The sequence below is a fragment of the Pseudomonas sp. BF-B-15 genome, assembly GCF_019946675.1.
Lineage (GTDB): Bacteria > Pseudomonadota > Gammaproteobacteria > Pseudomonadales > Pseudomonadaceae > Aquipseudomonas > Aquipseudomonas migulae.
This window is the reverse complement of the sequence record NZ_JAGYFZ010000006.1, coordinates 82,698-109,180: the sequence shown is the minus strand read 5'-3', so window position 1 is coordinate 109,180 and position 26,483 is coordinate 82,698. Positions and strand designations below refer to the sequence as shown.

Here is a 26,483-nt window from a genome sequence, read left to right as displayed (position 1 = left end):
GTGGTGTTTCGGGCACAAAAAAGGGGCGCATTTGAATGCGCCCCTTTTTCATTGCTTCAGACGATCAGAACGCCGGCACCACAGCGCCTTTGTACTTCTCGAGGATGAAGGCTTTCACTTCCGGGCTGTGCAGCGCGGCAACCAGTTTCTTCATGTCTTCGCTGTCCTTGTCGTCCGGGCGCGCAACGAGGATGTTCACGTACGGCGAGTCGCTGCCTTCGATGACCAGCGCATCCTTGGCCGGATCGAGCTTGGCTTCCAGCGCGTAGTTGGTGTTGATCAGCGCCAGGTCGACCTGGGTCAGCACGCGCGGGATGGTCGCGGCTTCCAGTTCGCGGAATTTCAGGTCCTTGGCGTTCTCGGTGATGTCCTTGACGGTCGACAGGATGTTGTTCGAATCCTTCAACTTGATCACACCAGCCTTGGCCAGCAGCAGCAAGGCGCGGCCGCCGTTGGTGGCATCGTTCGGGATCACCACGGTGGCGCCGCCCGGCAGTTCGGTCAGTGCCTTGTACTTGCTGGAATAAGCGCCCAGCGGTTCCAGGTGCACACCGGCTACGGAAACCAGGTTGGTACCCTTGGCCTTGTTGAACTCATCGAGGTATGGCTGGTGCTGGAAGAAGTTGGCGTCCAGACGCTTTTCCGCCACTTGCACGTTCGGCTGAATGTAATCGGTGAAGACTTTGACCTTCAGGTCCACGCCTTCTTTGGCCAGGGCCGGTTTCACGAATTCGAGGATTTCTGCGTGCGGAACCGGGGTGGCCGCAACGGTCAGGGTGTCGGCGTGGGCAGAAAAGGCTGCAACGGCAGCGAACGCGACGAGTAGTTTTTTCATTCAGCTAACTCCTTGTGAATATCCGCTTGCGGCGCCTGTTTGCGGCGCCCGCCAGCGAATGGCCTGCTCATAAATTATTTGCGCGAGAAGTGTACGACCAACTTGTCGCCAACCGTTTGCAGCACTTGAACCAACACCAGCAGCAACACCACCGTGACGACCATCACGTCAGTCTGGAAACGCTGGTATCCGAAACGGATCGCCAGGTCACCCAGACCACCGGCGCCAACCACACCAGCCATCGCCGTGTAGGACACCAGTGTAATAGCTGTCACCGTAATCGCCGCGAAGATGCCCGGGCGGGCTTCCGGCAGCAAGGCGTTGGTGATGATCTGACGTGTCGTCGCGCCCATGGCCTGGGTCGCTTCGATGATGCCGCGATCCACTTCACGCAAGGCGGTTTCCACCAGACGCGCGAAGAACGGCGTGGCACCGACCACCAGCGGCGGAATCGCACCGGCGACACCCAGCGAAGTGCCGGTGATCAACACGGTGAACGGGATCATCACAATCAGCAAAATGATGAAGGGCAATGAACGCAGGATGTTCACCACCAGCGACAACATCGCGTATACGCCTTTGGCTTCCAGCAACTGACGCGGGCTGCAGAGAAACAACAGCACGCCCAGCGGCAGGCCCAGCAAAACGGTGAACAGCAGCGAACCGCCGAGCATCAGCAGGGTGTCGCCGGTGGCCAGCCAGATTTCGAACCAATCGATGTTGGCGAAAAACGTTGTCAGAGCTTCCATTAACGAAGCACCTCCATATGAACGTCAGCTGCGGTGAAGCGGGCAAACGCCGCCTCCATGTCGCCGCCGGTGACCGCCAGGGTCAGTTGCCCATAGGGGATGTCTTTGATGCGATCGATACGGCCGGCCAGAATGCTGTAGTCCACGCCCGTTTCCCGAGCGACGGTTCCCAGCAACGGCGCGTAGGTCGCTTCGCCCTGGAAGGTCAGACGCACGATACGGCCCGGCACGTGAGCAAAGTCGTCGCGCTGTTCGCTTTCGTCGATCTGCTCGTCTTCTTGCACGAAGCGTTTAGTAGTCGGGTGTTTCGGGTGCAGGAACACTTCAGCGACCGAACCTTGCTCGACGATCACGCCAGCGTCCATCACGGCCACCTGGTCGCACACGCGACGGATCACATCCATCTCGTGGGTGATCAGGACAATGGTCAGTTTCAGTTCGCGGTTGATCTCGGCCAGCAGTTGCAGGACCGACGCCGTGGTCTGCGGGTCCAGTGCACTGGTGGCTTCATCGCACAGCAGGATTTTCGGCTTGGTCGCCAGTGCGCGGGCAATGCCGACACGCTGCTTCTGGCCGCCCGACAACTGCGCCGGGTACTTTTTGGCGTGGTCGGACAAACCTACCCGCGCCAGCAACTCGGCGACACGCTGGTCGATCTCGCCACGCGACAGTTCACCGGCGAGGGTCAGCGGCAGTGCGACGTTGTCGGCCACGGTCTTGGAAGCCAGCAAGTTGAAGTGCTGGAAAATCATCCCGACCTGCTGACGGAAGCGCCGCAAGCCGCTGGCGTCGAGCGCGGTGACTTCTTCGCCGTCGACGATGATCTTGCCGCCACTGGAGTTCTCCAGGCGATTGATCAGACGCAGCAGGGTACTTTTTCCCGCACCGGAATGACCGATCAGGCCGAAAACCTGGCCGTTCTCAATCGACAGACTGGTCGGGTGCAGGGCGGGAATATCCTTACCGGCGACGCGGTAGGTTTTGTGGACGTTTTGAAACTCGATCACGTAGCGAACCTTGTGGGGCGCGTTGAAAAAGGATCAGCGGTTAGCCGGGCGCGCATTTTAGCCTGTCCGTATAGAGGTTATTAGCATTTATTCCGCATTCAACCTTTCATTTGGCAATAACGCGATCAAAGGTCATAAAAAAGGAACGGCTAAAAACCCTGTCAGTCACTAATAGGGCAACTCGAAAACGTCCCCGGTGCCGTGCCTGGGGTCTGAATAAGCGTCCTGGCTACGGCGGGAATCGCAACGAGGAGTCTACGACTGATGAGTACTAAAAAGCCTGCCGCCCCTAAAAGTGCACTGGCCGGGACCGACACTCTGGACCGCGGCAACACCAACGCCAAGCTCGACAGCCTGGAAAAATTTCGCTCCGACGCCACCGAACAGGCCTTGCGCACCAACCAGGGCGTGAAGGTGTCGGACAACCAGAACACGTTGAAGCTTGGCGCTCGCGGACCGTCGCTGCTGGAAGATTTCATCATGCGTGAAAAGATCACGCACTTTGACCATGAGCGCATTCCCGAGCGCATCGTCCATGCCCGCGGCACCGGCGCTCATGGTTACTTTCAGAGCTATGAAAACCATTCCGTGCTGACCAAGGCTGGTTTCTTACAGGACCCCGGTAAGAAAACGCCGGTGTTCGTGCGTTTTTCCACCGTTCAGGGTCCACGCGGGTCAGGCGATACCGTGCGCGACGTACGAGGTTTCGCCGTGAAGTTCTTCACCGACGAAGGCAACTTCGATCTGGTGGGCAACAACATGCCGGTATTTTTCATACAGGATGCGATCAAGTTTCCTGACTTCGTACACGCGGTAAAACCCGAACCTCACAACGAGATGCCTACCGGCGGCTCGGCGCACGATACCTTCTGGGATTTTGTGTCGCTGGTGCCGGAGTCCGCGCACATGGTGATTTGGGCGATGTCCGACCGGGCGATCCCGAAAAGCCTGCGCAGCATGCAGGGCTTTGGCGTACACACGTTCCGGCTGATCAACGCCGAGGGCAAATCGCGCTTCGTCAAATTCCATTGGCGCCCGACCGCAGGCACGTGTTCGCTGGTGTGGGACGAAGCACAGAAGCTCGCCGGCAAGGACACCGACTACCACCGGCGCGATCTCTGGGAGTCCATAGAAATGGGCGACTACCCGGAATGGGAGCTGGGCGTGCAGATCATCGAAGAAGAAAACGAGCACAGTTTCGACTTCGACATCCTCGACCCGACCAAACTGATCCCGGAAGAACTGGTACCGATCACGCCGCTCGGCAAAATGACGCTGAACCGCAACCCGGACAATTTCTTCGCCGAAACCGAACAAGTCGCCTTCTGCCCGGGGCATATCGTGCCGGGGATCGATTTTTCCAACGATCCGCTGCTGCAAGGTCGGCTGTTTTCCTACACCGATACGCAGATCAGCCGACTCGGTGGGCCGAATTTTCACGAGATCCCGATCAACCGTCCGGTGGCGCCGTTCCACAACGGCCAGCGGGACGCGATGCACCGCACCACTATCGACAAGGGTCGTGCGTCCTACGAGCCGAACTCCATTGATGGAGGCTGGCCGAAAGAGACCCCGCCCGCCGCCCAGGACGGCGGTTTCGAGAGCTATCCGGAGCGCATCGACGCCAACAAGATCCGCCAGCGCAGCGAGTCGTTCAGCGACCACTTCTCGCAGGCGCGGCTGTTTTTCCACAGCATGAGCAAGCACGAGCAGGAACACATCATCTCGGCTTACAGTTTTGAGTTGGGCAAGGTTGAGCGAGTGCACATCCGCGCACGCGAGGTGAATGAGATCCTCGCCAACATCGATCTGGAATTGGCCAAGCGTGTGGCCCAAAACCTTGGTTTGCCGGCACCGACGGCCGGGACGGTCGAGGTGCGCAAACTCTCACTTGATCGCTCGCCAGCGCTGAGCCAGGCGAATTTGCTACCGGCGGACATCAAAACCCGCAAAGTGGCGATTCTGGCGGCCAATGGGGTTGATGGCGCAGCCATTGATGCCATGAAGAAGGCGCTGAACGCAGAAGGCGCGCACGCCAAACTGCTCGCCCCGACTTCCGCCCCGGTGACAACGGCCGATGGCAAGACGCTGCCGGTCGATGCGTCGATGGAAGGATTGCCGTCGGTGGCGTTCGACGCGGTGTTCGTGCCTGGCGGTGCGGCGTCAATCAAGGCGTTGAGCGGTGATGGTGTGGCGCTGCATTACCTGTTGGAGGCGTACAAGCACCTGAAGGCCATCGCGCTGCAGGGCGAGGCGAAACAGTTGCTGGATGTGTTGAAGCTTGAGATTAATGCGGGGCTGATCGTGGGGACGGATGCCAAGTTGATCAAAGCGTTTTTCGCCGCGATCGGGCAGCATCGGGTTTGGGATCGGGAGCCTAAGGCGAAGGCGATTCCGGCCTGAGTTTTGTGTAATTCGTTAGGACGCCATCGCGGGCAAGTCGGATCGCCGCACCGCTCGCTCCTACAGGATTTGCGCGACGTCGATATAAACGCAGCAGGACCTGTAGGAGCGAGCGGTGCGGCGATCCGACTTGCCCGCGAAGCTTTTTAGGGTTTACGCGGGCTTAGGACCATCTGCGCCGGAACATTGCGCAGGATCTGCTTCTCCAGATTCAGGTCAAACCCCGAATCCAGCTTCTTTACCCGCTTGGTCAATAACGTCGCCAGCCACGGGTAGTCCTGCGTGCGCGGCGCCTGAATGCTCACGTCACATTGGTAATTCACCACATCGGCCGCGATCGCATCCAGTTGCCGGCGAAGTTTGCTCATATCGGTGAGGTTCAACGCGACGGTGGTGCTTTCAGCGGTCGGATCAATCACTTTTGCCTGAGGTTTAGCCTCGGCAGCCAACAGCGCCGCTTCAGCTTTGTCGAGCTCTGCCTTGCGTGCGTTGACGATGGCGTTGTTGACCCCACCGGTCAACGCCGGCGCCTTGGGCATCAACGCCCGCGCACGGCTCAGTGCGGTTGCCGCAGCATTCACATCGCCTTTTTGCAGCACGATCTGGCTGCGTTGCAGATAGGCCTCGGCGAGTTGCCGTTGGTATTGCACAAGGGACGGGTCGTTTGGCGACTCAGCCTGCAAGGCAGCCAATTGATCTTCGGCAGTGGCCAGTTCGCTGCTGGCGAGGCTTTGCTCGAGCTGTGCGATGGCCGTGGCCCGCGCATCAGTGGCCTCAGTGGCCGCCGGTGGCGTGCTTTGGCATGCACCCAGTAGCAGCGAAAATGCGACAAGGAGCAGATAACGGGAGGCGAACGGCTTCATTCCTGCGACTCTCTATTTGCGCAAAAAACGAGCAAGTCTACACCCCTCGACGGGGCAGGACAAAACTCAGCAGAAACAGTGCGGCGGCCGTCACAACAATCGATGGGCCCGCCGGGGTGTCCTTGAACCAGGACAACGCCAACCCGCCACACACGGCGAGCATGCCCAGCAGGCTCGCGCCCAGCGCCATCTGTTCCGGCGACTTGGCGTGACGTTGTGCCGCAGCCGCAGGGATGATCAACAGCGACGTAATCAGCAACACACCGACGATTTTCATCGCCACCGCGATCACCACGGCGATCAGCAACATCAGGGTCAGGCGCAGCGCCGGCACGGGCAGACCTTCCACCCTCGCCAGCTCTTCATGCACCGTGATCGCCAGCAATGGCCGCCACAATGTCACCAACAAGGCCATGACAGCGGCGCTGCCACCGAGAATCCAGGCCAGATCGGTCGGGCTGATCGCCAGCAAGTCGCCGAACAGATAGGCCATCAGGTCGATCCGCACTTCGTGCATGAAGCTTAGTACGACAAGGCCCAAAGAGAGCGTGCTCGGTGCGAGAATTCCCAAAAGCGTGTCGGACGCCAGCGGCTGACGCTGTTGCAACGTCACCAGCAACACGGCCAACAGCAAACAGCCGACGGTGACCGCCACCGTCGGACTGACATCCAGCAGGAAGCCCAACGCCACGCCGAGCAAGGCGGCGTGGGACAGGGTGTCGCCGAAATAGGCCATGCGCCGCCAGACCACGAACGAACCCAACGGGCCCGCCACCAGCGCCAGAGCCAGACCTGCAAGCAGGGCGTAAAGCAGAAAATCAGCCATGCTTGCAGCTATCTCCGTGAACGTGAGGTTGGGCCGACGGGGCCGCGCTGACGACCGAACCATGCAGATCATGGGCGTGGTCGTGATGGTGGTGATAAATCGCCAGGCTTTGTGCGTTCTTTCCGAACAGCTCGACGAAAGCGGGATCGCCGCTGACTTGCTCGGGATGGCCGGAACAGCAGACGTGACGGTTGAGGCAGACCACTTGATCGGTGGTGCTCATGACCAGATGCAAATCGTGGGAAACCATCAACACGCCGCAGCCGTGACGATCACGCAGACGGGTAATCAGGCTATAGAGTTCGGCCTGCCCCGCTACGTCGACGCCTTGCACCGGCTCATCAAGGACCAGCAGTTCCGGCTCGCGCAATAGCGCCCGAGCCAGCAGCACGCGCTGCATTTCACCGCCGGAAACACTTTGCACCGGGCTGTCGATCACCTGTTCGGCGCCGACCTCCTTGAGGGCCGCCAAGGCACGAGCACGGTCCACGCCGGGCACCAGACGCAGAAAGCGCAGCACCGACAGCGGCAGCGTCGGATCGACGTGAAGTTTTTGCGGCATGTAGCCAACGCGCAGTTTCGGCTTGCGCCACACGCTGCCGCTGTCCGGCTTCAACAGGCCGAGCACCGCCCGCACAAGGGTGGTCTTGCCAGCACCGTTAGGGCCGATCAGGGTGACGATCTGCCCCGGCTCGACGCTCAGCTCAATGTTATCCAGCACGCTTTGCCCGGCAAATGTGACGGCAACCTGCTCAAGGCGGATCAACGCGTTGCTCATCAAGCCCCCTGGCAACCCGAGCAGAGGCCGACCACTTCGACCGTCTGACCTTCGACAACGAACCCGACATCCTTGGCGCTGGTGATAATCGCGTCGCTGATGGATTTTTGCTCAAGCTCGATGGCGGCATGGCATTCGCGGCAGATCAGGAACTGGCCCTGGTGCGCGTGTTCCGGGTGATTGCAGCCGACGAAGGCGTTCAGCGAGGAGATGCGGTGCACAAGGCCGTTTTCCAGCAGGAAATCCAGCGCGCGGTACACGGTCGGCGGCGCAGCGCGGCGGCCGTCCTGCTCGCTGAGTACCGCAAGAATGTCGTAGGCACCCAGCGGTTTATGGCTTTGCCACACCAGTTCCAGCACCCGCCGACGCAAGGCCGTCAGGCGCAGGCCTTGCCGAGCGCACAGGGCATCGGCCTCAGACAGTGCGCTATGCACGCAATGAGAGTGGTCGTGGGGACGGCTGGCAATCGGTGTTTTAGGCATGAGCGGCGACGAGTTTTGTGAGAGACGTTATTATGTTACCCGTTCTCGCCTCTTTGAGTGGTCATCGTGTCCCGACTTTTTTCTATCTTTGTCGCATTTGTCGCCAGTTTTCTGTTGATCAGTTCTGCCCAGGCCGAAGTCAAAGTCCTCACCAGCATCAAGCCGCTGCAGTTGATTGCCGCTGCGGTGCAGGACGGTGTGGCGATTCCGGAAGTGCTGCTGCCGCCGGGAGCCTCGCCGCATAACTATGCGTTGCGCCCGTCCGACGTACGGAAGGTGCAATCGGTGGACCTGGTTTACTGGATCGGACCGGACATGGAAGGTTTCCTGCCTCGCGTGCTGAACGGTCGTACGCTGCCGAGCGTTGCCGTGCAGGATCTGCCGGGGTTGAAATTGCGTCGTTTCGCCGAAGACAGTCACTCCCACGCTGAAGAAGCCGACGAGCATGATCACGATCACCGTCCGGGCAGCCTGGATGCGCATTTGTGGTTATCGCCGATCAACGCTCGCGTGATCGCGACGAAAATGGCCGCTGATTTGAGCGCTGCCGATCCGGCCAACGCAGCGCGCTATCAGAGCAATCTGAAGGCGTTCGATGAACGTCTCGACGCGCTGGACCTGCGCTTGAAGGCACGACTGGCGGGCATCGCGGGCAAACCGTACTTTGTGTTCCATGAAGCGTTCGACTACTTCGAAGAGGCTTACGGCCTGAAGCACGCGGGCGTATTCAGCGTCGCCGCCGAAGTCCAGCCGGGTGCCCAGCACGTGTCGGCAATGCGCACGCGGTTGCAGGAAGTGGGCAAGACCTGTGTGTTCAGCGAGCCGCCGTTGCGGCCGCGACTGGCGGAAACACTGGTGGCGGGCTTGCCGGTAAAACTGGCGGAGCTGGATGCGCTGGGCGGGTACACGCCGGCGACTGCTCAGGGGTATGAGCAGGTGCTGGAGAAGTTGGGGAATGATTTGGCGGGGTGTCTGGAGTCGTTGTAATTCCAGAATTGCGGCGCCCCATTCGCGGGCAAGCCTCGCTCCTACAATTTTGTGTACGACGCCAACTTGTAGGAGCGAGCGGTGCGGCGATCCGACTTGCCCGCGAAGCTTTTAGAGGGCGAAAGGTAGCGGGGTGTTGACCTTCTGCCGCTGCGCCAACCGCAACTGAAACTCCATCGGATCGTGAATCAACACGTCCTGCCCGGCGAAAGACTCCGCGGCAATCAACCGCGACAGCCAGAATCGCACACACGCCACGCGCAGCGTGGTCGGCCACAACTCCGCCTCGGCAGCAGTGAACGGTCGCAATGCCGCATACGCCCCCAGCAACGCCCGCGCCCGCGGTCCGTCAATCAGACCGTCGTCATCCGAACACCAGTCATTCAAGGCAATCGCCACGTCGTAGAGCATCGGCCCCGAGCACGCGTTGTAGAAGTCGATCAACCCGGTCAGGTGCGTGCCTTCGAACATCGCGTTATCGCGGAACAGGTCCGCGTGGATGTTGGCCCGTGGCAACGCCAGAATTTTCTCTTTTTGCTGTGTGATTTCATCCAGCGCCCGTTGCAGCAGATCACTCTGCTCGGCATTCAGGTGCGACAGCAGTTGCGTGCCCTCTTCCAGCATCCAGTCCAGGCCGCGATCGGTTTTGCGCTTGATCATGTTGGCCTGGGTCGCCAGGTGCAGATGGCCGAGCAACTCGCCCACCTGAGCGCAATGTTGCGCATTGGCTTCCTTGATGTGCTTGCCCGCCAGACGCGGTTGCAGCAGCGCAGGCTTGCCGGCCAGTTCGCGCAGGGCGACGCCATCGGTGGTGCGCAAGGCATAAGGCACCGGCAGGTTGGCTTCATGCAGCACGTCCAGCAGCTCGATGAAGAACGGCATCTCCTGAACCGGACCGCGCTCGACCAGGGTCAGGACAAATTCGCCCTGCTCCAGGCTGATAAAGAAGTTGGTGTTTTCGCTACCGGCAGCAATCCCCTGAAAATCAAGCAGGCGGCCGAGCCCGTAAGGGGCGAGAAAGGTTTCCAGCTCAGGCCGAGCCAGCGGGGTGAACACAGACATGTTTTAACTGCCAGTACGGGCGCCGCAAATGGCGGCACCGATTAAAATTAAGGACGACTTACCACTTAAATATTTCCCACGCCGGGATCAGCATATCCGGGTAGTCCGAGCGAATGAAGTTACCTTCCGAGCCATCCGCACGCACCAGGAAATAAGGTTTGCCACCTTTAGGCGTGACCTTGATGGCATACAGAAAACCATTTTGCCGATATTCCTGAATGGTTTTATCCCCTTCCGTGCGGATCGTGACATCCGGGTCTGGCGAAGGTGCGTCATCCGCCGCCATCACGGCCAATGGTGCAATTGCAAACAAGCCAGCCAGCAACAGGCGATTTAGTGTGCGCATGATAACCTTGTCCCTTTGTCGTCAACGGTCCCGCTATTCTAGCGCCGGACCCGCCGAAAAGGTTGATCCTGCTCATGAGCCAAGCCCCCCTCGTCCTGGTGGACGGTTCTTCTTACCTGTACCGCGCCTTTCACGCCCTGCCGCCGCTGACCACTTCCAAAGGTCTGCCGACCGGAGCGGTCAAAGGCGTGCTGAACATGCTCAAGAGTCTGCGCAAGCAGTACCCGGACAGTCCGTTCGCCGTGGTGTTCGACGCCAAGGGTGGGACGTTTCGCGATGACATGTACGCCGAATACAAGGCCAATCGCCCGAGCATGCCCGACGACATGCGCGTACAGATCGAGCCGCTGCACCAAAGCGTGATCGCGCTGGGCTTCCCGCTGCTGTGCGTCGAAGGCGTCGAGGCCGATGACGTGATCGGCACCCTGGCCCGCAGCAGCGCGGCGGCCGCCCGCCCGGTGATCATCTCCACCGGCGACAAGGACATGGCGCAACTGGTCGACGGCCACATTACCTTGGTCAACACCATGACCGGTAGCAGCATGGACGTGGAGGGCGTGAAGGAGAAATTCGGCGTCGCTCCCGAGCAGATCATCGATTATCTGGCACTGATGGGCGATTCTTCCGACAACATTCCGGGCGTTCCGGGCATTGGTCCGAAAACCGCTTCCGGCCTGCTCGTAGGCGTAAACGGCGGCCTGACCGAGCTGTATGCACAGCTCGACATCGTCCCGACCCTGCCGATTCGCGGTGCGAAAACCCTGCCGGCCAAGCTCGAAGAGCACAAGGAGATGGCCTTCCTCTCCTATCAACTGGCGACGATCAAGATCGACGTGCCGCTGGACATCGGCCTTGATGACCTGCAAATGGGCAAGCCGGATCACGACAAGCTCGCCGAGCTCTACACCCTGCTCGAGTTCAAAAGCTGGTTTGAAGAAAACCAGCGCGACGCCAAGCGCTCCGGCCAGGAAGTCACCGCACCGGTGGCTGAGGAAGCCGCCGTCGAGAGCGAGCTCAAATACACCACGATCCTCACCCAGGCCGATTTCGACCTGTGGCTGAAGAAGCTCAACGACGCCAAGCTGATCGCCTTCGATACCGAAACCACCGGCATCGATGCGCAGCAGGCGCAACTGGTCGGCCTGTCGTTCGCCGTACAGGCCAACGAAGCGGCCTACATTCCACTGACCCATTCCTACATGGGCGTACCGGATCAACTGGATCGCGACACCGTGCTGCGCGCACTGAAACCGATCCTGGAAGACCCGAAAAAACTCAAGGTCGGCCAGCACGCCAAGTTCGACATGAACATCCTGGCCAACTGCGCCATCGGTGGCGATCAGAGCTGCGGCATCACCGTGCAAGGCATCGCCTTCGACACCATGCTCGAATCCTACGTACTGGACTCGACCGCGACCCGCCACGACATGGACAGCCTGGCGCTCAAGTACCTGAATCACACCACCACCAGCTTCCAGGACATCGCCGGCAAAGGCGCCAAGCAGCTGACCTTTGACCAGATCTCCCTGGAACTGGCCGGACCGTACGCCGCCGAAGACGCCGACGTGACGCTGCGCCTGCATCAAACCCTGCAGGAAAAGCTCAACGCGATTCCGAGCCTGAGCAAAGTCCTGAGCGACATCGAAATGCCGCTGGTGCCGGTGCTCGCACGGATCGAGCGTCAGGGCGCGCTGGTCGACGCCAACCTGCTGGGCATCCAGAGCGTGGAGCTGGGCGAGAAGATGGTCGCGCTGGAGCGTGAGGCATTTGCCATCGCCGGCGAGGAATTCAACCTCGGTTCGCCGAAGCAATTGGGCGTGATCCTGTACGAAAAACTCGGCTTGCCGATCCTCAGCAAAACCGCCAAGGGTCAGGCCTCCACTGCCGAAGCGGTGCTGGCGGAACTGGCCGAGCAGGATTACCCGCTGCCCAAAGTGCTGATGCAGTACCGCTCGATGAGCAAACTGAAAAGCACCTACACCGACCGCCTGCCGGAGCAAATCAACCCGCGCACCGGGCGGATTCACACGTCTTATCATCAGGCTGTCGCGGCGACCGGGCGTTTGTCGTCCAGCGATCCGAACCTGCAGAACATTCCGATCCGCACCGCCGAAGGTCGGCGGATCCGTCAGGCGTTCGTGGCGCCTAAAGGCTACAAGCTGCTGGCCGCCGACTACTCGCAAATCGAACTGCGCATCATGGCTCACCTGGCCAAGGACGAAGGTTTGCTGCACGCCTTCCGCAATGACCTGGACGTGCACAAAGCCACGGCCGCCGAAGTGTTCGGCGTCGAGTTGGCAGAGGTCACCACTGATCAGCGTCGTAGCGCCAAAGCCATCAACTTCGGTTTGATCTACGGCATGAGCGCGTTTGGCCTGGCCAAGCAGATCGGCGTGGACCGCAAACAGTCCCAGGCGTACATCGACCGCTATTTCGCCCGCTACCCAGGCGTCCTGGAATACATGGAGCGCACCCGCGCCCAGGCGGCCGAGCAAGGTTTTGTCGAGACCATTTTCGGTCGTCGTCTGTACCTGCCGGAAATCAACGCGAAAAACCCTGCCCTGCGCAAAGGCGCCGAACGCACCGCGATCAACGCACCGATGCAAGGCACTGCGGCAGACATCATCAAGAAAGCCATGGTGGCTGTGGATAACTGGCTGACGTCGTCAGGCCTCGACGCCAAAGTCATCCTGCAGGTGCACGATGAATTGGTGCTTGAGGTGCGTGAAGACCTGGTCGATCAGGTTCGCGAGGAAATTCGCGTGCACATGAGCGACGCTGCGAAGCTGGATGTACCGCTTCTGGTCGAGGTGGGCGTAGGAAATAACTGGGATGAGGCTCACTGATCTACTGTAGGAGCGAGCCTGCTCGCGATGAACTGACAAGCAACGCGTTCATTCAGGATGAACGCGTTATCGTTAACGACCATCGCGAGCAGGCTCGCTCCTACAGGGTATTTCGCTGCGGCATAGTGCCGCGGCAGAAGGGACGAAGAGCGCTTATTTCTGATAGCGAGCCGGCTTATTTCAAATGGTTTTGGAAACACCGGAACTAAACCTGTGAAGCGCCACTCAGAGTTACTGAATGGCTGGTGAAGCCCTTCGATGCTCCTATGTTGTGTTAAGTGTTGGCAGATAATCTGGACCCCGCCCTAGCGGTCCGGAACTTGAACCCCGGAACTTCCCCCTCCCCATAAGAAGTCCGGGGTTTTTTTTGCCTGCGATTTATTGCTCGACGGGTTCAGCGCCCTTGTCCGCCAGCTCCATCCAGCCTGCCAGTACTGTGTAGGCCTCTTCCAGACCGAGGCGTTTTGGCGCCGAGAACAGCTGAATGGTGATCGCATCGCCCCAGCCTTTGCGGATATCCGACTGCACCTTGAGCAGGACGTTCTTCGCTGCGCCGTAGGTCAATTTGTCCGCTTTGGTCAGCAGAATGTGCATCGGCATGCCGCTGGCCACGGCCCAATCGAGCATTAGCAGGTCGAAGTCGGTCATTGGATGACGGATGTCCATCATCAGAATCAGACCTTTCAAACTCTCGCGACCACCCAGATAAGCTTCCAGGTGACGCTGCCAGTGCAGCTTCAACGGGATAGGTACTTTCGCGTAACCGTACCCCGGCAGGTCGACCAGACGCCGATCATCGTCTAGCTTGAAGAAGTTCAAGAGTTGCGTGCGACCCGGGGTTTTCGAGGTCCGCGCCAGGCTGGCATGCGTCAGGGTGTTCAAAGCGCTGGATTTACCGGCGTTGGAACGCCCGGCGAAGGCCACTTCGAAGCCTTCGTCGTCGGGACATTGATCGACTTTGGCAGCGCTGAGCATGAAGGTGGACTGTTGGCACAGGCCGAGGATGGGGTTCTTGAGTTGCATGGGATTTCCGATGTGGGCGGCGCCGGGAATGGACGCGGCAAGCGGTGTCGTTTCCGTTTCAGTGACGCCAGTATATAATGCCGCAGATTTTGTGTGCGCTTTGTCCCAGCGTAGGATGAAGTTCACGAGAGCGATTGACCTTGATTGCGCATTAGAACGCAGAACGCTCTCAACCCTGAAAAGGTCGTTTTATGACGAAATGGCTGCTAGCTGCCGGTGTCTTGATACCGCTTTACAGCGCTCAGGCTACACAGGATCCGGAAGCTGTGTACAACCGTGTTTGTGGTGCCTGTCATTCCGGCCAACTACCCATGGCGCCCAAAAAGGGCGATCAGGAAGCTTGGACGCCGAGGTTGGCGAAAGGTATGGAGACGCTGGTGCAACACGTGACCCAGGGTTTCAAGGCGATGCCGCCGCGTGGTTTGTGCATGGACTGCAGTGCCGAGGATTACCAAGTCATCATCCAGTGGATGAGCGAGTGATCCCGGTCCATAACTCTTTAACCCTTAGCCGTAGTTGGATTAGCTGATGAACAAATTGATCGTGAGTCTGCTGTTGACCGTGGGCATCTCCGGCATGGCCCATGCTGCAGGTGAGGCAGTACAACCGGGTGATGCAAAAGCCGGTCAGGCCAAAGCCGCCGTATGTGGCGCCTGCCACGGCCCGGATGGCAACAGCATGGCGCCAAACTTTCCAAAACTGGCGGGACAAGGTGAACGCTACCTGACCAAGCAATTGCACGACATCAAGTCGGGCAAGCGCACCGTTCTGGAAATGACCGGCCTGCTGACCAACCTGAGCGATCAGGACCTGGCTGATATCTCCGCCTACTTCGCCAGTCAGAAAGGCAGCGTTGGCGCCGCCGACCCGAAAGTCGTGGCTCGCGGTGAAGCACTGTTCCGTGGTGGCGACCTGGCCAAGGGCCTTCCATCCTGCACCGGTTGCCACTCGCCAAATGGCGCGGGCAATGCCGCCGCCGGTTTCCCGCACCTGGGTGGCCAGCACGCTCAATACGTCGCCAAGCAACTGACCGATTTCCGCAAGGAAGAAGGCGGTCGCAACAACGACGGCGACACCAAAACCATGCAGACCATTGCCAAAAAGCTGAGCGACGAAGACATCGCAGCGGTGTCCAGCTACATTCAAGGCCTGCACTAAGACGGCGAAGCGGGCGCCGCGCGGGATGTACATCTCCTGCAACGTTAACGCTCTATTAATCCGTCGCAGCAAGTATAAAAAGGGTGGCTCAGGCCACCCTTTTTTGTGCCTGCTGCCGTTACACTACAGAACTCAAGCCCGCCATGACCTGTCTGAAAACAGGTCGCGCGAGGCGACCCAAATTGTCCAGGAGTAAAGCATGCGTAATCTGATCATCAGCGCCGCACTCGTCGCTGCCAGCCTGTTCGGCATGACTGCCCAAGCCGCCGAAGCCCCCGCCGCCCCTTATGTCGAACTGAGCAATCCGGTTCCGGTTGCGGTGCCTGGCAAGATCGAAGTGGTGGAGCTGTTCTGGTACGGCTGCCCGCATTGCTACGCGTTCGAGCCAGTGATCAATCCCTGGGTCGAGAAGCTGCCGTCCGACGTGAATTTCGTGCGTATTCCTGCAATGTTCGGCGGCCCGTGGGACGCACACGGCCAGATGTTCCTGACCCTGGAAGCCATGGGCGTCGAGAGCAAGGTTCACGCAGCGGTGTTCAACGCGATTCAGAAAGAACACAAAAAGCTGACCGATAAAAACGAAATGGCCGACTTCCTGGCGACTCAAGGCGTAGACAAGGACAAGTTCCTGGCGACCTTCGATTCCTTCGCCATTAAAGGCCAAATCAACAAAGCCAAAGAACTGGCCAAGAAATATGAAATCTCCGGCGTTCCAACCATGATCGTCAACGGCAAGTATCGCTTTGACGTGGGCTCTGCCGGCGGCGCCGAGCAAGCGCTGCAACTGGCCGACAAGCTGGTTGACCAAGAGCGAGCGACTATCAAGGCTGTTGCCCACTAAGCGCGAGGCCTGCCATGCGCCGCTGGGGTACTGAACGCGTCGTTGGCCTGCATGATCCGCAGGTCAACGAGCATCACCTGGAATCGACGGGCCTGCCCGCAGACAGCCGTCTGCGCTTGCTCAGCTTCAATATCCAGGTGGGTATCAGTACCGAGCGGTATCGGCACTACCTGACCCGGGGCTGGCAACATCTGTTGCCGCACACCGGGCGTGCCGACAATCTGCAAAAAATCGGCAATCTGCTGGGCGACTTCGATCTGGTTGCACTGCAGGAAGCCGATGGCGGCAGCCTGCGATCCGGCTACGTCAATCAAGTGGAACACCTGGCGCAACTCGGCGCCTTCCCCTACTGGTATCAACAACTCAATCGCAACCTTGGTCGTCTCGGCCAGCACAGCAATGGCGTGCTCAGCCGCCTGCGCCCGTGGGCGATTGAAGATCACCCGCTGCCGGGGCCCAAGGGTCGCGGGGCGATCCTGGTGCGCTTCGGCGAAGGTCCGGAATCGCTGGTGGTGGTCATGATGCATCTGGCGCTGGGCGCACGCACCCGCAGCATGCAACTGGCTTACATCCGCGAGTTGATTGGCGGCTATAAACACCAGGTGCTGATGGGTGACATGAACACTCATGCCAGTGATCTGCTGCAAAACTCCCCGTTGCGCGACCTCGGCCTGCTGGCGCCGCAACTGGAAGCGACCTTCCCCAGCTGGCGCCCGCAGCGCTGCCTGGACCACATTCTGCTGAGCCCGACCCTGACGCTGGAAAAGGTCGAAGTGCTGGCTCAACCCATTTCCGATCACCTGCCGGTCGCGGTAGAAATTCGTCTGCCGGGTTCGCTCACGGCCGATGCATTCCCCGCGTTGAGTCCTGCCCCTCGCGGAACCCCTGAATGAGCGACGAAGCACAGCGCTGGAAAGAGAAATACCTCAAAAGCATCGAACAACAGGAAAAACTCGAGCGTCGCTGGGACGCCCGGCTCGACTTGCTGCGTCGGGGGTTGGTGCGCAGTACGCTGGCGGCCGAGGGCACTGACCGCGCTGTTGACCAGTGCATGAAAGAAATGCGCGAGGTCATCCGCACCAATGACATGGATGCGGGCTTGGCGGCGCTGCTTCCGCGACTGGAAAAAGCCGTACTCGACTCCGAACAGCGTCGCGAAACCCGAGTCAATCAGACCAGTGCCGCGCTGACCTCGCTGGTTGCGCAACTGCAAACGTTGCCGTTGCCCCGGGAAGTGAGCCGGCCACTCAAGAACTTTGCCAAAACCCTGGACGGGCGCGTCAGCCAGGCACGCGAGATCCCGTTGCTGCTCAGCGAACTGAGCGGCCTGCAAGGCAAAGCCTTGAATCAGCTGGAGACCCCGACAGAACCCGGTCGTCCGGGTTTGCTGCAACGACTGTTCGGCAGTCGTGAAGCGGATGAAGCCACTCCGGAAGCTGCGGCTCCGCAGGCCCAGGCGTCCGCTCCAGCGCCTGTAGAAGCCATTGCTGCTTTGCCTGCCGAGACGCCGCGAGTCGCCGTCGAATCCGCGCCAGTCGCCGCTGAGCCACCAGTAACCGCGCCTGACACGCCCGTGGCCGCACCCGAGCCGCCGGTGATCGAAACGCCGACAGACGCCCCGCCGCCTGCCGTCGTGACGTTTGTCCCGCCAGTTGTTGAGCCTCAGCCGGCGCCCGAGGTGGAAACACCGGCCCAGCCGCAGGCTCAACAACCGGAACAACCCGCACCCGCCGCGATGACACCGGTTGTCGAGGCTCAACCGCTTGGCAATCCCGACGAACTCACCCCGGTGGTGCCTCTCGACAGCTTGCCCCTGCCCTCGGCCGTGGCCCAGGCGCTGGCCGCCATCGATCCGGAACAACCTGAACACGATATTCTCTACGCCCTTCCGGACTCGCCCGAGCCGTCCTACAGCTCGGTGGCCAAGCACATCGAAGACACGCTACTGGGCCTGCTCGACGACCTGTCGCTCCCCGAACGTCATCGCCCACAAGCCGAAGCGATGCGTGATCGCCTGCAAAACGGCTTGAACTGGTACGAACTACTGCCGATCCTCGACGATCTGGCAACTTTGATGCTGGCGATCAACAACAGCGGACAGCACGAGTTCGAAGTTTATTTGCAGCAACTCAACGAACGCCTCGAGTCGTTCCAGAGCAACTTGCAAGCTGCCAGCGATGGCCATGCCGACAACCAATCTGCGGCAAGGCAAATGGACACGCAGATCCGCGAACAAGTCGACGGCTTGCAGAGCAGCATGCAGGAAGCAGCCGACCTGGACGATCTCAAGCATGTGCTGGAGAACCACCTCGAAGGCCTGTTGGGCACCATGGACCAACACCAGAAGCAGCGCGACGAACGCGAACAGGAAGTGGCCGCCCGCCTGAAAGGCCTGGCCGAACGGGTGGCGCACATGGAGCAGGAAGCTCAGGGTTATCGCGAACATCTCGAAGAGCAGCGCCAGAAAGCCTTGATCGACCCGCTGACCGGGCTGCCGAACCGGGCGGCCTGGAGCGAGCGGCTCGACCACGAAATCCATCAGTGGCAGCAGCACGGCAACACCCTTCTGCTGGCCATGCTCGACCTCGACCATTTCAAACGCATCAACGATAACTATGGTCATCTGGCGGGCGACAAAGTGCTGAAAATCATCGCAACGGTGCTGCGCAAGCGCCTGCGCGGGATAGATTTCATCGCGCGTTTTGGCGGAGAAGAATTTGTCCTGTTAATGCCCGGTACCGTGCCGGCCGTCGGCGCAAAGCTGTTGGAAAGCTTGCGAGCGGCGGTAGAAGCCTGCCCGTTCCATTTCAAAAGCGAGCCGGTGACCATCACCATTTCCATGGGACTGACAGCGTTCAAACCCGGCGAACACAGCGATCTGGTGCTTAAAAGAGCCGATCAGGCGCTGTATCGCGCAAAACATGCCGGGCGTAACCGAGTGGAACTGGGCTGACAGCCAATTGTTCCATTTTGTTTAAAAGCTCGCGCCGACCATTCTCGCGCAAGGCAGTACGTTACACTGTTGCATTACTGTCTTGCGCGTACTGCCTCTACCATGAAATTTCTCACCCTCTTCGTGTCGCTTATCCTGTTGGCCGGCTGTGCCAGCGAACCTCGGTTCGATACCAGCCATCCTTCGGCCAATCACGACAGCCGCGTTCAATTCGTGGTGGTGCATTACACCTCGGCATCGCTGGAACGCTCGTTGCAACTGCTGACCCACGGCGAAGTCAGCAGCCATTACCTGATCGGCGACGACACAAACGCCACTATCTATAAGTTGATGGACGAAAACCAACGGGCATGGCACGCCGGAGAGAGTGAGTGGCAGGGTCGGACCTGGTTGAATTCCAGCTCCATCGGCATTGAAATCGTCAACCCAGGATTCAAGGAACTCCCGACCGGAGGGCGTTACTGGTATCCCTACAGCGAAGCTCAGGTCCAATCCTTGATCGTCTTGCTAAAAGACATCAGCAAACGTCACGCCATCAACCCTCACAGCATTATCGGCCATAGCGACATCGCGCCATTCCGCAAGCTGGACCCGGGGCCGCTTTTCCCCTGGAAGCGCCTCGCCGCCGAAGGCCTTGGTGTTTGGCCAGACGAGCAGGCCGTGGCGCGGCAACAAGTGCAGTTCGACTCGAAACTGCCGAGCGTCAGCTGGTTTCAGGCGCAGTTGGCCCGCCTCGGTTACGCCACGCCGCAAACCGGCGAGCTGGACGTTGCGACGCGTCACGTGATCGGCGCCTTTCAAATGCATTTCCGGCCGTCGCGCTTCGACGGCATGCCGGATGCGCAGACAGCTGCGCTTCTCCAGGTGTTGAATCAGACAAAATAATGACGCCCGCCCGACGGTGCGGGCTTTTTCCCAATCAGCAGCTATAACTCATTGGTAATTCTTCGGATATTCCCATATGCCTGCTGCTCGAGAGACGCTTCGTAGCTGGTTCTATCGCCCATGGTTTTTGGCGATGCTGGCGGCCGCCCTGAGCAGCGTGTTGCTATTGGCGCTCAGCCTGTTCGTGGCCATTCATCAGATTGAGCAAAACGAAAGTCTGGAAATGAACGCGCAAGGCGAACGATTTCTTTCGCGCCTGGAGCAGTTGTTCGGGCAACTGCGCGAAGGCCTTGATGATCTGGAGGCCCAACCGCTGCGAACCTGCGACAAAGACATGATCGCCACTTTGCAGCAGGTCACCTTCAATTACCGCTTCGTTTACGAGGCCGCGTATATGGATGCCTCGAAGATCTGCTCCAACCGACCGAGCCAGGAAGGACTGTCGCTGACACGAGCACCGGACATTCAAGACCCCACTTACAGTTATTGGCTGAACACCACCACCGAACCTGATGAAAACCGCGCCGCGCTCATGCTCGGACGGGGCAACTTCCGAGTCGCGACCTCTCGCGGACATTTGACCGACATGGTCGACCTGTCGCCGGGCAGCAGTCTTTTGGTGATACTCGACAACGGCACCCGCGCGATTCCGGTGCTGGGCTCCCCGCAAGCCTGGCCACCGACCGTGCCTTGGCCACCGAAAAGCAGCGAAGCCTTGCAAGTCACCCCGACTCGCTTGATTTACCTCATGCCGACCAAAAGCCCCGAATACCAATTGGTGCTGATCACCCCGCGCACCGCCGTGAATGTGCCCACCGCCTGGTGGTGGCTGGTGCCGGCCAGCCTGGCATTGGGAATACTGGTGGGCTTCATGGTGTTTCTGCTGGTGCGTCAGCGGCAGTCGCTGGACGCCGAATTGACCGGTGCGATACGACGTGGCGAGTTGCAGGTGTTGTATCAACCGATCTTCGACCTCGACAGCCGCAACTGCGTCGGAGCCGAAGCCTTGCTGCGCTGGCGCCGGCCGGATGGCACCCTGACCAGCCCCGACCTGTTCATTCCGATGGCGGAGAACACCGGGCAGATCCGTCAGATGACCGACTTCGTCCTGCAACGCCTGCTGGAGCAATTGGGGCAGTTGTTGCGGGCCAATCCGCAGCTGTACATCTCGGTCAACCTCGCAGCGTGCGATGTCATGGTGCCGCGAATCGGTCAGGTGATGGCGCGCCTGCTGACCTTGCACCGGGTCGCGGCCAAGCAGATTGCCTTTGAGGTGACCGAGCGGGGATTGATTGACGTGGTGGTGGCCCGGGAAAACCTGCAGGCCTTGCGCGATGTCGGGCATCAGGTGTTGATCGATGACTTTGGCACCGGCTATTGCAGCCTCGCCTATCTGCAAACCCTGCCGGTGGACTGCCTGAAAATCGACAAGGCGTTCATCGATGCGCTGGGGCATGACGCCGCCAGCAGTGGCGTGGCGCCGCATATCATTCACATGGCCCAGTCGCTGCACCTGAAGGTGATTGCCGAAGGCATCGAACATGAAGCCCAAGCCGCATTTTTGAGCAGTGAAGGGGTGAAGTTCGGTCAGGGCTGGTTGTTCGCCCATGCATTGAGCGCCGTACAGTTCATCGAGCTGATTACCCGGGGCCGGCGACTGGCCGGTCGACGCCTGGACGACGAAGCGTAAACGCGCGTTAAACCGCCAACGCCATGTAGAACTGCGTGCCCTGCCCCGGCCGCGAATAAACCCCCATCCGCCCACCGTGCAACTGCACGATTTCCTTGCACAACGCCAGGCCGAGCCCCGCGCCACCCTTCTTGCGCCCGACCTGCACAAAAGGCTCGAAGATTCGCCCCTGCTGGCCGTAGGCGATGCCCTCGCCATTGTCCTCGACGCTGATGATCACCCGCTCCCCATGACGCCGCGCCTGCAAGCGTATCTGGCCGTCAGGGCCGGTATGGCGCAAGGCGTTGTCGATCAGGTTGTCGAGCACACGGTCCAGTTGCGGTTGATCGGCCTGCAACCACGGTAACGGACCTTGCACCTCCACCAGCAGGTTGATGCCCTTCTCTTGCGCTGTATCAGCGAACCGCGACCGGGCCCGCTCGAGCAGCTCCTCGATGGAACACGGCGCCAGCGAGAGTTTCTGCAGACCGTTCTGGTAGCGGGAGAAGTTCAGCAAGTCGTTGATCAGTTGCATCAAACGCTGCATCTCTTCATTGACGGTGTCCAGCAGGTCCGCTTCTCGCGAGTCCTGCGCAAAGTGCGTGCGCTCCCGAAACAGGCCGAATGCCATGTGCATCCCGGTGACCGGCGTTCGCAGCTCATGAGACGCACGCAACACGAACTCGCTGCGCACTCGCTCGAAAGCACGCTGCTCGGTGACGTCATGCAACACCATGACCGCGCCCAGAATCTGGGCCTGGGTATGACTGACCGGCGTCAGGCTGTACGTGAGCAACCGCGACTCGCCATCGACCTCGATACTCAGGTCCTCCGGCGCCCGCTCCAACGTGCCGCCACGCAGCACCAGTTGCAGCTGTTGATCCAGCTCGGGGCGTTCGAGCGCGGCACCCAGCCCCTGACCAAGACGATCGGTGTCCCAACCCAACTGGCGCTGCGCCACCGGGTTGAGGTGTTCCAGATGGCCGTCGCGGTCGATCATCAGCAGCCCGTCATCAATGCTATCGAGCACCGCCTGCAAACGCTGCTGGCCGGCGAGCAATTCGTCGATATTAGTGGCCTGATGCTGACGCAGAGCCTCGGCCATGATCCCGAAACGCTTGGTCAGCAGATTCATTTCCACTGCCGAGGAAATCGGCAGGGTTACCTCGAAATTGCCTTGGCCGATGTTATCGGCGGCCTGCGCCAACGCCTCGATCGGTTCGCCGAAACGACGTGCGATCGCATGAGCGGTGACGAAACCGATGATCAGCACCGCCAGCCCGACCAGACCGAGCAGGCCGGCAATCAGCAGCGCTCGTTCCCGCGCCTGACGTTGCGTTTCATTGATGGTATCCAGCGCTCGCTTTTGCTCGGTAATCAGCCCGTTGCGCAACACGTTGAGTTTTTCGGCGAGGTCTTCGTTGCCACTCAGTACATGGGACGGATCGTGTGCCTGGTCCAGCGCCTGAAGAAACCGCAGGTAATCGTCCTTGGCCTGCCTGAAACCGTGTTGGCCGCCCTCTTGATTCTGCTCATGGGCGATGCCTTCATCCACCAACTGAAGATAATGCAGCCTGGACGTTTCAAACGCCGCGGGATCCGATTTTTCGCCCAGCATGAGGATCAGTTGATCGCCCAGGGTCTGGCGCATCTTCAGACCCAGATCCAGGGTGACGAAGTTGTTGCGAATCAGCGCTTCCTGGGTTCCCGCCATCTGCATCACGCTGACCAGACCGAGCAAAAGCCCCAGCAGCGCCACGGTGATCAAGGCGGAAATACTCAGAAAAAGCCGAGTACGCAACTTCATCGCCAGTTTCATCGCGCAGGGCTCACAAGTTGTACTGCTTGCGTTTGCGGTAGAGCGTCGAAGCGTCGATGCCGAGCGTCTTGGCGGCCTGATCCAGGGTGTCGGCGGTGGCGAGGACCGCGCCGATGTGGGCCTTCTCCAGTTCATCCAGGCTCAGCGCAGCGCCGATGCGTGGCGCATTGTTGACCGGGGTTTCGGCCATGCCCAAGTGGCTGATTTCAACCCGCTCCTGTGGACAAATAATGCTCGCCCGCTCGACCACGTTGCGCAGCTCGCGGATGTTCCCGGGCCAGCGATAGCTGAGCAGCGCTTCACGGGCTTCTTCACTGAAAACCCGCGCGGGACGTGCGTATTCCTTGACGAACCGGGCCAGAAAACGCTCAGCCAGGTTCAGAATATCTTCCCGCCGTTCGCGCAGCGGCGGCAGGTGCAGGGTGATGACGTTCAGGCGATAGAGCAAATCTTCACGGAAACGGCCGTCGCGGACCATGTCTTCAAGATTGAGGTTGGTGGCCGCGAGGATGCGCACATCGGCGCGGCGGGTGACCGGATCGCCGACGCGTTCATATTCCTTGTCCTGGATGAAGCGCAGCAATTTTGGCTGCAATGTCAGGGGAAAATCGCCGATCTCGTCGAGAAACAGCGTTCCGCCGTCAGCCTGGTTCACTCGTCCGAGCGTGCTTTCACTGGCGCCGGTGAACGCGCCACGGCTGTGACCGAACAACTCGCTTTCCATCAGTTCGGCGGTCAGCGATGGGCAGTTGATGGTGACGCAGGATTTTTTCGCACGCTTGCTCCAGCCGTGAATGGCCTGGGACAGTTCACCCTTACCGGTACCGGACTCGCCGAGGATCAGGATGTTGGCATCCGTGCTGGCCACCTGGCGGGCGGTTTCAAGCACCACTTTCATCGCCGGGCTGTGGGAATCCAGACCGTCCTTGGGTTTGCGCACTTCACCTTCCAGCGCCTCCAGACGGGCCGACAGTTGCCGCACTTCCAGTTGCTTGGCGGTGGCAAGGCGCAATTGATCGGGGCTGCACGGCTTGACCAGATAATCAGCGGCGCCGGCCTGAATGGCATCCACCGCGGTGTCCACAGCCGAATGTGCGGTGACAATCACCACGCGCATCCACGGCGCCTGAATGCGCATCTGCGCCAACACGTCGAGGCCATTGTCCTCGCCGAGGCGCAAATCGAGGAAGCACAGGTCGAACACCTGGCGTTGCAGCAGCGCATCGGCCTGCGCCGCGCTGGTGGCAGTGGCGACGCTGTAGCCTTCATCTTCGAGGCAGTATCGGAACGTTCGCAGGATGGCGGATTCGTCGTCCACCAGCAGAATGCGGCCTTGATGCTCAGTGGCTGATTCCATTTTCCTACGCTCCTTAAAGAATGATCTTGGTTTAGTCCCGGAATAATCGGGCAAGTTGCATGGTTGATTCTGGTCGATTCCGGCTACAGCAGGGTAGCTCGCCCCTCACCCTACGGTTAATCACCTGATTTTGTTGTTTTTTTATCAGATAGCCGGTTTTCAGTTGATTCCCCATCTTTCCTTGTGACATCCGCGCCCTCCCCGCAATTCAAAAAAAATGAAAGTTCCTACAAATCCATCGTGCATTACGCACGACTGTGGAAGAGCCATCGTGCAGGATGCGTCCGGCATGATTTTCATGAAAATCATAACTAGCTGATTTTATTGATATTTATCGTCGTTAAAAGCTGGCATGCAGGCTGCAACAACCTGATTAACCAGGGCATTCAGAAACGAGGCCCATAACAAGATCACTACAGAGTGGGAGGAGCTTCAGGATGAATCGCCAACGTGCCGCCCAATTGCGTATCTCGCCACTGCATATCCAGCAAGGCCTGTTTGCTGTTCTGGCGCTTTTGATCACCTTGATCGGCGGCCAGCAGTTTCAGCGTTGGGAGCAGAGCCAGCAGCAAGAAGCGCCACGCGTGTCGATTCAGCATCCGACTCAAACCCACTTCAGTGCCGTCAGCAGCAGCTTCGCTGACAGCGCCCCGACGCGAATGATGGATGTCGACCAGGCTCAGCCTGCGGACGAGCTGACACGTCAGGAGCGTTGGGTGTTCTAGACACACGAACTTGGCGCGCTCGCGGCGCCGGGAAACGCACCACAAGTAGCCTCTCTAAATAGAAGCGTAAGGAGAATCACCATGTTGAGCTGGGCAATCACATTCTTGATCATTGCCATCATCGCTGCAGTACTGGGCTTCGGTGGTATCGCGGGCACCGCCACGGGTATCGCCAAGATTCTCTTTGTCGTGTTCCTGGTGATGTTCATTGCTTCGTTCTTCTTTGGCCGTCGCGGTCGAGGTTGAAGATGAGCGTTTCACCCAAAACGTTGGCAGCCGCCCTGCTCCCGGGCGGCAGTGCCATCGCGATGGCGGCCAGGCACGGCGAAGAAAACAACTGAAGAAAGATCCGGGCTGGTACCGAATTTGTCACACGAAAGAAGCAACATTGCTTCTCTCCAATGCGCTACCTGAGGAAGGTAGACGCATGACCAAGGGGTCGGGACGTTCTGCCTGTTTCAGGGGCGGAGTGACCTACGGGTACAGGGAGTACCTGCGAAAGGGCCGGGTCAGGAAAAAGCTGCGACGCAAGTTCGTCGTCCCTCCGTGGCTCGACGGGCTTGCGAAGAGCTTGCGCGCAACGCTTTGAAATAGAGCGATCCATCCGGTTTCGCTGTTCCAACCTCTCATTCGCACGACTATTCACCGGAAAATACTTTTCCCGGTGTTTCTTTCGTGACCGTACATCGAGAAAAAACCGCCTTATTTTGCAGCGATTTCTCACCTCTGATTGTCGGATTTTTCTGAAATCCCCCTCCCGCACCACTGATCAAAAAACACCCAGCCTGCCCGGAGATGGCCGGTTCACGGCACATATGCCTGCCGAAATGTCATATTCGAACCGTTTGCGACGTCGCTTTCAGTGAAAA

At 59.6% G+C, this 26,483-nt stretch carries 24 protein-coding genes; 12 read left to right on the top strand and 12 right to left on the bottom strand.

Features of this window, described 5'->3' with window-relative positions:
• Nucleotides 1-64: 64 nt before the first annotated feature.
• From KGA97_RS03765 to KGA97_RS03755, 3 genes are all read right to left on the bottom strand, one after another.
• Nucleotides 65-835 carry a MetQ/NlpA family ABC transporter substrate-binding protein gene (locus KGA97_RS03765; protein WP_223434191.1) on the bottom strand — a complete coding sequence of 257 codons (771 nt, stop codon included), beginning with the start codon at nucleotides 833-835 and terminating at the stop codon, nucleotides 65-67.
• 74 nt (nucleotides 836-909) lie between these two features.
• A complete protein-coding gene (locus KGA97_RS03760; RefSeq protein WP_008027679.1) occupies nucleotides 910-1,584 on the bottom strand; it encodes a methionine ABC transporter permease in 675 nt (224 codons plus the stop codon).
• Nucleotides 1,584-2,591, bottom strand: coding sequence for a methionine ABC transporter ATP-binding protein (locus KGA97_RS03755; protein ID WP_008027677.1), 1,008 nt, complete (start codon nucleotides 2,589-2,591; stop codon nucleotides 1,584-1,586). Before KGA97_RS03755 ends, KGA97_RS03760 begins: the two co-directional genes overlap by 1 nt.
• Before the next feature lie 264 nt (nucleotides 2,592-2,855).
• Here KGA97_RS03755 and katE point away from each other — a divergent pair, with 264 nt between their 5' ends.
• A complete protein-coding gene (gene katE / locus KGA97_RS03750) occupies nucleotides 2,856-4,994 on the top strand; it encodes a catalase HPII (protein WP_223480235.1) in 2,139 nt (712 codons plus the stop codon).
• Between the two features lie 146 nt (nucleotides 4,995-5,140).
• On the opposite strand, the gene KGA97_RS03745 is transcribed toward katE, so the two are convergent.
• Genes KGA97_RS03745 through zur form a run of 4 tightly spaced genes read right to left on the bottom strand, consistent with a single transcriptional unit; the run spans nucleotide 5,141 to nucleotide 7,943 of the window.
• Complete coding sequence (locus KGA97_RS03745; RefSeq protein WP_008027675.1) at nucleotides 5,141-5,857, bottom strand: PA5502 family lipoprotein; 717 nt, start codon at nucleotides 5,855-5,857, stop codon at nucleotides 5,141-5,143.
• A gap of 37 nt (nucleotides 5,858-5,894) precedes the next feature.
• Complete coding sequence (gene znuB, locus KGA97_RS03740) at nucleotides 5,895-6,683, bottom strand: zinc ABC transporter permease subunit ZnuB (protein WP_008027673.1); 789 nt, start codon at nucleotides 6,681-6,683, stop codon at nucleotides 5,895-5,897.
• A complete protein-coding gene (znuC, locus tag KGA97_RS03735; protein ID WP_008027671.1) occupies nucleotides 6,676-7,461 on the bottom strand; it encodes a zinc ABC transporter ATP-binding protein ZnuC in 786 nt (261 codons plus the stop codon). Before znuC ends, znuB begins: the two co-directional genes overlap by 8 nt.
• Nucleotides 7,461-7,943, bottom strand: coding sequence for a zinc uptake transcriptional repressor Zur (gene zur / locus KGA97_RS03730; protein WP_008027669.1), 483 nt, complete (start codon nucleotides 7,941-7,943; stop codon nucleotides 7,461-7,463). Before zur ends, znuC begins: the two co-directional genes overlap by 1 nt.
• 66 nt (nucleotides 7,944-8,009) lie before the next feature.
• Here zur and KGA97_RS03725 point away from each other — a divergent pair, with 66 nt between their 5' ends.
• Nucleotides 8,010-8,930: a zinc ABC transporter substrate-binding protein ZnuA gene (locus KGA97_RS03725; protein WP_008044699.1), complete on the top strand. Its 921-nt coding sequence runs from the start codon at nucleotides 8,010-8,012 to the stop codon at nucleotides 8,928-8,930.
• A 111-nt stretch (nucleotides 8,931-9,041) separates the two neighbouring features.
• Here the strand turns inward: KGA97_RS03725 and KGA97_RS03720 are convergent, their stop codons facing one another.
• On the bottom strand, nucleotides 9,042-9,992 hold the full coding sequence (locus KGA97_RS03720; RefSeq protein ID WP_223480234.1) for a homoserine kinase: 951 nt from the start codon (nucleotides 9,990-9,992) through the stop codon (nucleotides 9,042-9,044).
• A 58-nt stretch (nucleotides 9,993-10,050) separates the two neighbouring features.
• Nucleotides 10,051-10,338 (bottom strand): DUF2782 domain-containing protein, encoded by a 288-nt coding sequence (locus tag KGA97_RS03715; protein WP_008027663.1) that lies wholly within the window; start codon nucleotides 10,336-10,338, stop codon nucleotides 10,051-10,053.
• A 74-nt stretch (nucleotides 10,339-10,412) separates the two neighbouring features.
• On the opposite strand from KGA97_RS03715, the gene polA reads away from it, so the two are divergent.
• The gene (gene polA, locus KGA97_RS03710; RefSeq protein WP_223480233.1) at nucleotides 10,413-13,184 is read left to right on the top strand and encodes a DNA polymerase I; all 2,772 of its coding nucleotides are present in this window, start codon (nucleotides 10,413-10,415) and stop codon (nucleotides 13,182-13,184) included.
• A 378-nt stretch (nucleotides 13,185-13,562) separates the two neighbouring features.
• On the opposite strand, the gene yihA is transcribed toward polA, so the two are convergent.
• Complete coding sequence (yihA, locus tag KGA97_RS03705) at nucleotides 13,563-14,207, bottom strand: ribosome biogenesis GTP-binding protein YihA/YsxC (protein ID WP_008044703.1); 645 nt, start codon at nucleotides 14,205-14,207, stop codon at nucleotides 13,563-13,565.
• A 191-nt stretch (nucleotides 14,208-14,398) separates the two neighbouring features.
• Here yihA and KGA97_RS03700 point away from each other — a divergent pair, with 191 nt between their 5' ends.
• The 7 genes from KGA97_RS03700 (at nucleotide 14,399) to KGA97_RS03670 (ending at nucleotide 21,734) form a co-directional block, all read left to right on the top strand.
• Entirely contained in the window at nucleotides 14,399-14,689 is a 291-nt protein-coding gene (locus KGA97_RS03700; protein WP_008027657.1) for a c-type cytochrome, read from the top strand.
• 46 nt (nucleotides 14,690-14,735) lie between these two features.
• The gene (locus tag KGA97_RS03695) at nucleotides 14,736-15,365 is read left to right on the top strand and encodes a c-type cytochrome (RefSeq protein WP_008044706.1); all 630 of its coding nucleotides are present in this window, start codon (nucleotides 14,736-14,738) and stop codon (nucleotides 15,363-15,365) included.
• A gap of 199 nt (nucleotides 15,366-15,564) precedes the next feature.
• Entirely contained in the window at nucleotides 15,565-16,206 is a 642-nt protein-coding gene (gene dsbA / locus KGA97_RS03690) for a thiol:disulfide interchange protein DsbA (RefSeq protein ID WP_008044707.1), read from the top strand.
• A gap of 14 nt (nucleotides 16,207-16,220) precedes the next feature.
• Nucleotides 16,221-17,099 (top strand): endonuclease/exonuclease/phosphatase family protein, encoded by an 879-nt coding sequence (locus KGA97_RS03685; protein ID WP_008027651.1) that lies wholly within the window; start codon nucleotides 16,221-16,223, stop codon nucleotides 17,097-17,099.
• Nucleotides 17,096-19,159: a GGDEF domain-containing protein gene (locus tag KGA97_RS03680; RefSeq protein ID WP_223480232.1), complete on the top strand. Its 2,064-nt coding sequence runs from the start codon at nucleotides 17,096-17,098 to the stop codon at nucleotides 19,157-19,159. The genes KGA97_RS03685 and KGA97_RS03680 overlap by 4 nt, the downstream gene beginning before the upstream one ends.
• A 102-nt stretch (nucleotides 19,160-19,261) precedes the next feature.
• Nucleotides 19,262-20,044 carry an N-acetylmuramoyl-L-alanine amidase gene (locus KGA97_RS03675; protein ID WP_223480231.1) on the top strand — a complete coding sequence of 261 codons (783 nt, stop codon included), beginning with the start codon at nucleotides 19,262-19,264 and terminating at the stop codon, nucleotides 20,042-20,044.
• 76 nt (nucleotides 20,045-20,120) lie between these two features.
• Nucleotides 20,121-21,734 carry an EAL domain-containing protein gene (locus KGA97_RS03670; protein ID WP_008044710.1) on the top strand — a complete coding sequence of 538 codons (1,614 nt, stop codon included), beginning with the start codon at nucleotides 20,121-20,123 and terminating at the stop codon, nucleotides 21,732-21,734.
• Between the two features lie 7 nt (nucleotides 21,735-21,741).
• Here the strand turns inward: KGA97_RS03670 and KGA97_RS03665 are convergent, their stop codons facing one another.
• On the bottom strand, nucleotides 21,742-23,532 hold the full coding sequence (locus KGA97_RS03665) for an ATP-binding protein (protein WP_223480230.1): 1,791 nt from the start codon (nucleotides 23,530-23,532) through the stop codon (nucleotides 21,742-21,744).
• Between the two features lie 10 nt (nucleotides 23,533-23,542).
• A complete protein-coding gene (gene algB / locus KGA97_RS03660) occupies nucleotides 23,543-24,889 on the bottom strand; it encodes a sigma-54-dependent response regulator transcription factor AlgB (RefSeq protein WP_008044712.1) in 1,347 nt (448 codons plus the stop codon).
• 437 nt (nucleotides 24,890-25,326) lie between these two features.
• Here algB and KGA97_RS03655 point away from each other — a divergent pair, with 437 nt between their 5' ends.
• Nucleotides 25,327-25,614: a hypothetical protein gene (locus KGA97_RS03655; protein WP_008044713.1), complete on the top strand. Its 288-nt coding sequence runs from the start codon at nucleotides 25,327-25,329 to the stop codon at nucleotides 25,612-25,614.
• A gap of 81 nt (nucleotides 25,615-25,695) precedes the next feature.
• A complete protein-coding gene (locus tag KGA97_RS03650; RefSeq protein ID WP_003177151.1) occupies nucleotides 25,696-25,860 on the top strand; it encodes a DUF1328 domain-containing protein in 165 nt (54 codons plus the stop codon).
• Nucleotides 25,861-26,483 lie beyond the last annotated feature (623 nt).